At 65.2% G+C, this 7,730-nt stretch carries 7 protein-coding genes; 5 read left to right on the forward strand and 2 right to left on the reverse strand.

The window, feature by feature from the left end; translation table 11 throughout:
- Positions 1 to 261: 261 nt before the first annotated feature.
- Complete coding sequence (locus AC1P6P_RS05605) at positions 262 to 1,644, reverse strand: gamma-glutamyltransferase (protein WP_481401450.1); 1,383 nt, start codon at positions 1,642 to 1,644, stop codon at positions 262 to 264.
- A gap of 178 nt (positions 1,645 to 1,822) precedes the next feature.
- Between AC1P6P_RS05605 and AC1P6P_RS05610 the strand changes: the two genes are divergently transcribed.
- Together AC1P6P_RS05610 and AC1P6P_RS05615 are read left to right on the forward strand one after the other, a co-directional pair.
- A complete protein-coding gene (locus AC1P6P_RS05610; protein ID WP_481401451.1) occupies positions 1,823 to 3,163 on the forward strand; it encodes a M48 family metalloprotease in 1,341 nt (446 codons plus the stop codon).
- Positions 3,164 to 3,176: 13 nt separating this feature from the next.
- Positions 3,177 to 3,914 carry a DsbA family protein gene (locus tag AC1P6P_RS05615; protein WP_481401452.1) on the forward strand — a complete coding sequence of 246 codons (738 nt, stop codon included), beginning with the start codon at positions 3,177 to 3,179 and terminating at the stop codon, positions 3,912 to 3,914.
- Positions 3,915 to 4,030: 116 nt separating this feature from the next.
- Here AC1P6P_RS05615 and thiS read toward each other — a convergent pair whose 3' ends face one another.
- Complete coding sequence (thiS, locus tag AC1P6P_RS05620) at positions 4,031 to 5,032, reverse strand: sulfur carrier protein ThiS (protein WP_481401453.1); 1,002 nt, start codon at positions 5,030 to 5,032, stop codon at positions 4,031 to 4,033.
- 79 nt (positions 5,033 to 5,111) lie between these two features.
- Between thiS and aroQ the strand changes: the two genes are divergently transcribed.
- From aroQ to accC, 3 genes are read left to right on the forward strand one after another with little or no spacing between them, the layout of a single operon-like run.
- Positions 5,112 to 5,561: a type II 3-dehydroquinate dehydratase gene (aroQ, locus tag AC1P6P_RS05625; protein ID WP_481401454.1), complete on the forward strand. Its 450-nt coding sequence runs from the start codon at positions 5,112 to 5,114 to the stop codon at positions 5,559 to 5,561.
- 53 nt (positions 5,562 to 5,614) lie between these two features.
- Complete coding sequence (gene accB, locus AC1P6P_RS05630; protein WP_481401455.1) at positions 5,615 to 6,061, forward strand: acetyl-CoA carboxylase biotin carboxyl carrier protein; 447 nt, start codon at positions 5,615 to 5,617, stop codon at positions 6,059 to 6,061.
- Entirely contained in the window at positions 6,061 to 7,407 is a 1,347-nt protein-coding gene (gene accC, locus AC1P6P_RS05635) for an acetyl-CoA carboxylase biotin carboxylase subunit (protein WP_481401456.1), read from the forward strand. The genes accB and accC overlap by 1 nt, the downstream gene beginning before the upstream one ends.
- Positions 7,408 to 7,730: the final 323 nt, after the last annotated feature.

A 7,730-nucleotide genomic window follows, 5' to 3' on the forward strand; every position in this document is an offset into this window, starting at 1 on the left:
CGAGCGTGCGGGTTTCACCGGGCGAACGGACTGTGCCTGTCAGCGGCCGAATGAACCCGGCCGCTCTGCTGGCGCCCCGTTCGCGGAGGGCCCTCCCCGAACGAGCGGACTTGCGAAAGCCAAGCCCGCTCTCGGCATATTTAAGAGGGCTCACGCGGAGGCTGGGTGCAGGCGAAAATGTCGGGCCGGGTCGGGATGAAAATCAGCGGTCCCGCTTGGCACGCTCGCTCCGCGACTCCGCGTCTCCGCGTGAATCCCTTCTTACTTCTCCTTCACCGGCACCAGCGCTCCCAGCCCGTTCGCGGCCGGATCGGGCAGCGCGACGCAGGATCGTCCCGAGCAGACGATGGCGTTGACGGTGTCGTAGGGCGCCACGCCGGTGGTGCGCAGATCGGCCCGCGACTGGATTTCGTCGCCGCCCGCGATCCGCCCCAGCGCATAGGCGATCGCCGCTGCACCGTTGGGGCCACCGGCGCCGGCACCGGCCAGCACCGCCGGATCGTCGGCCCGGCGCGCCGCGATGATCGGCGTCAGGAAGGCGCTGGCGAGACCGGACGCGCCGGCACTCGGGGCCTTCGCCAGGGTCACGCCGGTGCCGCGCACCGTGTGGCCGGAACCGAACGGGCCGTTCATGGTCACGGCGCAGGCGACCGCCTGGCCGCGGGCATCCATCGCCGCAAAGCCGGTGGCGCCGAGGTCCTTGGGCAGCTCGCCGACATGATAATCCTTCAGCGACTGCTTCACCGCCCACACCACCGAGGCCTGCAGGTCGCGGGCGCCGACGCTGTTCGCCTGGGCCCGCGCAAGGTTGTCGATCAAGACGCCGGCAAAGGCGCCCGCCCCGACCTTGCGCGCCGGCAGGAAGACGTAATCGGAGCCGATCTGGGTCACCTGCGGCGTCGCGCGCTGGGCGCGGATGGTGGCGAGATCGGCCTTGGTGACCGTGCCGCCTTCGCTGCCGGCATAGGTCGCGATGCGCTCGCCGATCGCGCCCGTGTACAGCGCATCGGGCCCGCTGACGCGGATCGCCGCCAGCGTTTCGGCGAGATCGGGATTGGCGACGACCACGCCGGCCGTCTTGGGCTTGCCGGTTTCGTCCATGTAGACCGCCGACAGGCCGGCATCGAGGCGAATGACGTCGCCCGCTTCGGCCAGGCGCATCGCCATCGCTTTCGAGATCGGCACGCCGGTGCGCGCCATCACCTCGCCGGGCGACACCACCTTCTGCCACGGCAACGCCCCGAAGGCACCCTGCATCAGGGCGAAGCCGCGCACGTTGGCGGGCACCGCATAGGCGCCGGCCTGGGCCGCATCGGGGGCTTCGAAATCGATTTCCTGCGTCGTGTTCTTGGCCGGATCATGGACGATGCAGAGGCCGCCGCCGCCCAGCCCGGCCGCCACCGGATAGGTCACCGCGAGGGTAAAATACATCGCCGTGGCGGCATCGACGGCATTGCCGCCCTGCCCCAGGATCGCCGCGCCGGCTCGGACGGCAAACGGCTCGTCGCCGACCACCAGGGCGCCGGTTGTGCCCGGCGAGCTGCTCGACAGCCCGACCGTGTCGCCGATACCGCCGATGTCGAATGAACATCCGGCCAGAAGGAGCATGCCGGCCACACCGGCTAAGGCGCGAGAATACAACATGAATTGCCCGTAATCCTTGGCTGTTGTCGAATTCACTTGAGGCCCGCCCTCCGTTGACGCAAGCACGTCGCGAACCTACCGTCGTGGGCCTAAGAGGAGAGTTCAAGCGTTGGCAATTTGCAACCCTCTGCACTGGTTTCGTGGCCGTAGATTTGTCTCGGCCCGTACCGGCCGTCTGGTGTCGTTCGCGATCGGTTTCTTCGGTGCGTTCTGGCTCCAGATCGCCCCCGCCGCGGCGCAAGGCATCGACCTGTTGCAGGACACCGAGACCGAACGGCTGCTGCGCTCCTACGAGGAGCCGATCCTCGGCGTCGCCGGCATCGATCCCAACGCAGTCAAGATGTACATCGTCGGCGACACCTCACTGAACGCCTTCGTAGCCGAGGGTCAGAACATTTTCGTCAATACCGGCCTGTTCATTCAGCTCAAGACTCCCAACGAGCTGATCGGCGTCTTGGCGCATGAGACCGGGCACATGGCCGGCGGCCATCTCAGCCGCGGCTCCGAGGCCATCGCCAAGGCCGAGATTCCGATGCTGCTGTCGATGGCGCTCGGCATCGGCGCGGCGGTGATGGGCGCCGGCGAAGCCGCCATGATCCTGATGGGGGTGGGCCAAAGCGCCGCAGAGGCCCAGTTCTTCCAGTTCAGCCGCGTCCAGGAGGCCACCGCCGACCAGATGGGGCAGAAGTACCTGCGCGCCACCCACCAGTCCGGCCAGGGCATGGTCAACGTGTTCGAGCGCATGGCCAATGAAGAGGCCATGATGGTGCGCCATCCCGAGCGCTTCGCCACCGACCACCCGTCCAGCCGCGAGCGCGTCGAGAACCTGCGCACGATCGCCGACGCCTCGCCCTATCGTGACGTGCCCGACAGCCCGCAGGCGATCCACGCCTTCGAAATGGTCAAGGCCAAGATCATCGGCTTCCAGCTGCCGGTGCAGGACGTGCTCTACCGCTATCCGGTGTCCAACAAGAGCGCCCCGGCGCGCTACGCCCGCGCCATGGTCTACATGCGCCAGCCCAACCTTCCCAAGGCGCTGGAAGAGATCAACAGCCTGATCAAGGAAGAGCCCAAGAACCCGTTCTTCTACGAGGTGCTCGGCCAGATCTACGTCTCGATGAGCCAGCCGGTGAAGGGGATCGGACCCTACCAGCAGAGCGTCAATCTGATGCCGGATGCGCCCCAGCTTCGGGTGGCGCTCGCCGCCGCCCAGGTCGCCACCGGCCAGAAGCCGATGGAGCTGCAAGCCGTCGCCAACCTCAAGATCGCGATGCAGCAGGACACCGAGAACCCGTTCGGCTGGTACGAGATGGCCCAGGCCTATAGCGACCTCGGCAACAACGCGATGGCCGACCTCGCCACCGCGGAGCGCTATTACACCGTTGGGGACTTGCGCAAGGCGGGGGTTTTCGCCATCCGTTCGCGCCAGAAACTCGCCAAGGGTTCGCCCGATTGGGAACGGGCCAACGACATTCTCGCCATTGCTGCGTCCCAACTGAAGCAGCAGCGGGGCAATTGAAAGACCAGGATCGATGCCGGAACGCTTGAAGACCGCCGCTCTGGGAGGCCTGATCGGTGCCGCCCTCGCCGTTGCCGTCATGGCGGCGGCCGTTGCCCTGCACATCGTGCCGGCGGCGACCGACGCGCGGATGCAGTCCTACCTGCTCGCCCATCCCAAGCTGGTGCTGCAGATGCAGGCCCTCGCCGAAGAGCAGGCTGCCGCCGAAGCGCGCCAGGAACAGGCCGACAAGCTCAAGGCGATCGGTGCCAGCAAGCTGCTCGATCCCAAGGTCGGATTCGTCACCGGCCCGGCGAACGCCAAGAACACCTTCGTCGAGTTCTACGACTACAATTGCGGCCATTGCCGCAACACCTCGGCGCTGGTGAAGGCGTTCGTCGACAAGCACAAAGCCGACACCCGCTTCGCCTTCATCGAATTCCCGATCTTCGGCGATGCCTCCACCATGGCGGCGCGCGCCTCCATCGCCGCGCACCAGCAGGGCGACAAATTCCTCGCCCTGCACTTCGGCTTGATGGCGGAAAGCGGCGCCGTCGACGAAGCGCTGCTGCTGCAGGTGGCGAAGAAGAACGGTCTCGACGTGATGAAGCTCGCATCCGATCTCAATGCGCCCGATACCGACAAGGCGCTGCTCGCCGGCTTCCGCATGGCGCGCGAACTGAAGTTCAACGGCACGCCGATGTTCATCATCAACGGCCAGGTCCACGAAGGCGAACTCACCGAAGCGGATTTGAAGAAGCTGGTGAAGTAGAGCGAATAGCGAATAGCGAATAGCGAATAGCGAATAGAAAAAGGGGCCTGACTGGATGAACCGGTCAAGCCCCTACTCCCTACTCCCTACTCGCTACTCGCTACTCGCTATTCGCCTCAGATCAACCCCGCCAGCGGGCTCGAGGGATCGGCGTAGCGCTTTTTCGGCATGCGGCCGGCAAGATAGGCGAGTCTGCCCGCCTCCACCGCATGGCGCATCGCGGCAGCCATCATCACCGGGTCCTTGGCTTCGGCGATGGCCGTATTCATCAGCACCGCGTCGCAGCCGAGTTCCATCGCCACCGCCGCATCCGAGGCCGTGCCGACGCCGGCATCGACGATCACCGGCACCGTGGCCTCTTCGATGATCATGCGGATGCCGACCGGATTCTGCACCCCGAGGCCTGAGCCGATCGGCGCCGCGAGCGGCATGATCGCGCAGGCGCCCATCTCCTCCAGCCGCTTGGCGATCAGGGGATCGTCGCTGCAATAGACCATCACCTGGAACCCCTCCTTGATCAGGAGTTCGGTCGCCCGGATGGTTTCAATCATGTTGGGGTAGAGGGTCTTCTTGTCGCCCAGCACTTCCAGCTTGACCAGCGTCCAGCCGCCCGCCTCGCGCGCCAGCCTGAGGGTGCGGATGGCGTCCTCGGCCGTGAAACAACCGGCGGTGTTGGGCAGGTAGGTGTATTTCTTGGGATCGACAAAATCGACCAGCTTCTCGGAGCTGTTGTCGGTCAGGTTCACCCGGCGCACCGCCACCGTCACCATTTCGGCGCCCGCAGCCTCGGCGGCGGCGGCGTTCTGGGCATAGGTCTTGTACTTGCCGGTGCCGATGATGAGTCGCGATTTGAACGTCCGCCCGGCAATCACCAGCGGCTTGTCGACCGGACGGGGCGCCGGCTCGGGGGCATTGCCGCCGCCGATGAAGTGCACGATTTCCAGGCGATCGCCGTCAGCCACCGTGATATCCTTGTATTGCGACCGCGGCACGACCTCCAGGTTGCGCTCGAGCGCGATTTTGGCCGGGTCGAGGCCCATTTGGGTGACCAACTCGGTCAAGTTGACCGAACCGTTCAGTTGGCGCGTTTCGCCGTTGATAGTCACTGTCAAAGCCATAAAGCCTGTTCCCGATTGATGTTTGCGGAAGAGGGATTGCCCAGTATAAGGCGAATCCGAACCGGTTACGGAGCCTTTCTTGCCCAAGGCGATATATGTCCTCAACGGCCCCAACCTCAACCTCCTGGGGACAAGGGAGCCGGAAATTTATGGCCGCACCACGCTCGCGGACATCGGCGACATCGCCGCCGCGGAAGCCCAGGCGCATGGCCTGGAGGTAGTATTCCGACAATCCAACCACGAAGGCGAGCTGGTGGAGTGGATCCACGAGGCGCGGGACAAGGCCGCAGGCGTCATCATCAACGCCGGCGCCTATACCCACACCTCGGTGGCGATTCATGACGCCTTGCGCGCCCTCGACTGCCCAATCGTGGAGGTGCACCTGTCGAACACCTTCGCGCGGGAAGAGTTCCGCCACCATTCGCTGATCAGCCCTGTGGCCAAGGGCCTGATCGTCGGCTTTGGTGCCAACAGTTATGTGCTTGCCGTGGACGCGCTGGCGTCCCTGATCGAAGAGGACGCCGAATGAACATGAAGGATGTCAAATCCATCGGAGCCCGCATTCCCCTCGGAAAAAAGGTCATGCCGAACATCGATTCCTCCGCGATCCGCGAACTGGCGGAGCTGCTTTCCGAAACCGGCCTGACCGAGATCGAGATCGAACAAGGCGGCGCCCGCCTGCGCGTGGCGCGCCAGGTGACGACCTCCTACGTGACCGGCGCCCCGGTGGCCGCCGCTGCTGCTCCGGCTTCCACCGCCGAGGCCCCCGCCCCGGCGAAGCCGAAAGGCCCGCCGGCCGGCGCCGTGCCGTCGCCGATGGTCGGCACCGTCTACGTTTCGCCCGAACCGGGCAAGCCACCGTTCGTCAAGGTCGGCGACAAGGTGTCGGAAGGCGACACCATCCTCATCGTCGAGGCGATGAAGACCATGAACCCGATCGCCGCGCCCAAGTCCGGCACGGTGACCGATATCTGCGTCCACGACTCCGAGCCGGTCGAGTTCGGCCAAACCCTGCTCGTCATCGCCTGATGTTCGACAAAGTCCTCATCGCCAATCGCGGCGAGATCGCGCTTCGCATCATTCGCGCCTGCAAGGAGATGGGCATCGCCACCGTGGCGGTGCATTCCACCGCCGACGCCGAAGCCATGCATGTCCGGCTGGCCGACGAGAGCGTCTGCATCGGTCCGCCGCCGACTTCGCAGAGCTATCTCAACATTCCCGCGATTATCGCGGCGGCCGAAATCACCGGCGCCCAGGCGATCCATCCCGGCTACGGCTTCCTCTCCGAAAACGCCCGCTTCGCCGAGATCGTCGAGGAGCACAACCTCACCTTCATCGGCCCGACGCCGGAGCACATCCGCGTCATGGGCGACAAGATCGTCGCCAAGCAGACGGTCAAAGAGGCCGGCATTCCAACGGTTCCCGGTTCCGAGGGCGCCATCGCCAGCGAAGAAGACGCGCTGAAAATCGCCGATGCCATGGGCTACCCCGTGCTGATCAAGGCGACGGCGGGCGGCGGCGGCCGCGGCATGAAGGTGGCGACCAAGCGCGAAGAACTGTCCTTCGCCCTCTCCACCGCCAAGGCCGAAGCCAAATCCGCCTTCGGCAACGACGCGGTCTACATGGAGAAATATCTCCAGACGCCGCGCCATATCGAAGTCCAGGTCCTCGCCGACAGCCAGCGCCATGTCGTGCACCTCGGCGTCCGCGATTGTTCGCTGCAGCGCCGGCATCAGAAGGTGTGGGAGGAAGCGGGCAGCCCCGCCCTCAACGACCAGCAGCGCGAAGACATCGGCGGCATCGTTACCCGGGCGCTGGAAAAGCTCGGCTATCTCGGCGCCGGCACCATCGAGTTCCTCTATGAGGACGGCAAGTTCTACTTCATCGAAATGAACACCCGCCTGCAGGTGGAACATCCGATCAGCGAGGCGATCACCGGCGTCGACATCGTGCGCGAGCAGATCCGCATCGCCGCCGGCCTGCCGCTGTCGATGACCCAGGACGACATCGTGTTTTCCGGCCACGCCATCGAGTGCCGCATCAACGCCGAGAACGCCTTCACCTTCCAGCCCTCGCCGGGCCTGATCAAGCAGTTCCATGTGCCGGGCGGATTGGGCGTGCGGTTCGACAGCCACATCTATTCCGGCTATCGCATCCCGCCCTATTACGACAGCCTGACCGGCAAGCTGATCGTCCACGGCAAGACCCGCAACGAAGCCCTGATGCGCCTGCGCCGCTCGCTCGACGAGCTGGTGGTGGACGGCATCGAGACCACCATTCCGCTGTTCCAACTGCTGGTGCGCGAGCCCGACATCATCGACGGCAACTACAACATCCACTGGCTGGAACACTTCCTGGCGAAGAAGAACGCCTGACGCCCCTTTAAATATGCCGAGAGCGGGCCTGGCTTTCGCAAGTCCGCTCGTTCGGGGAGTGCCCTCCGCGAACGGGGCGCCAGCAGAGCGGCCGGGTTCATTCGGCCGCTGACAGGCACAGTCCGTTCGCCCGGTGAAACCCGCACGCTCGAGACACTTCCGCATTCAGCCGCAGCTTCGCCGGTCTCGATTGTATGATACGCACGCGAGCTGCGTATCCTGGGTCCGTTATGTCTCGCGTTGCTCGGCGGGTCGTGAGAGGCGCGACCTTTCTTCACCGCTCCAGTGTCTGCTTGCTCCATCCAGAATTGCACGCACAGGAT

The organism is Rhizomicrobium sp., assembly GCF_056722145.1.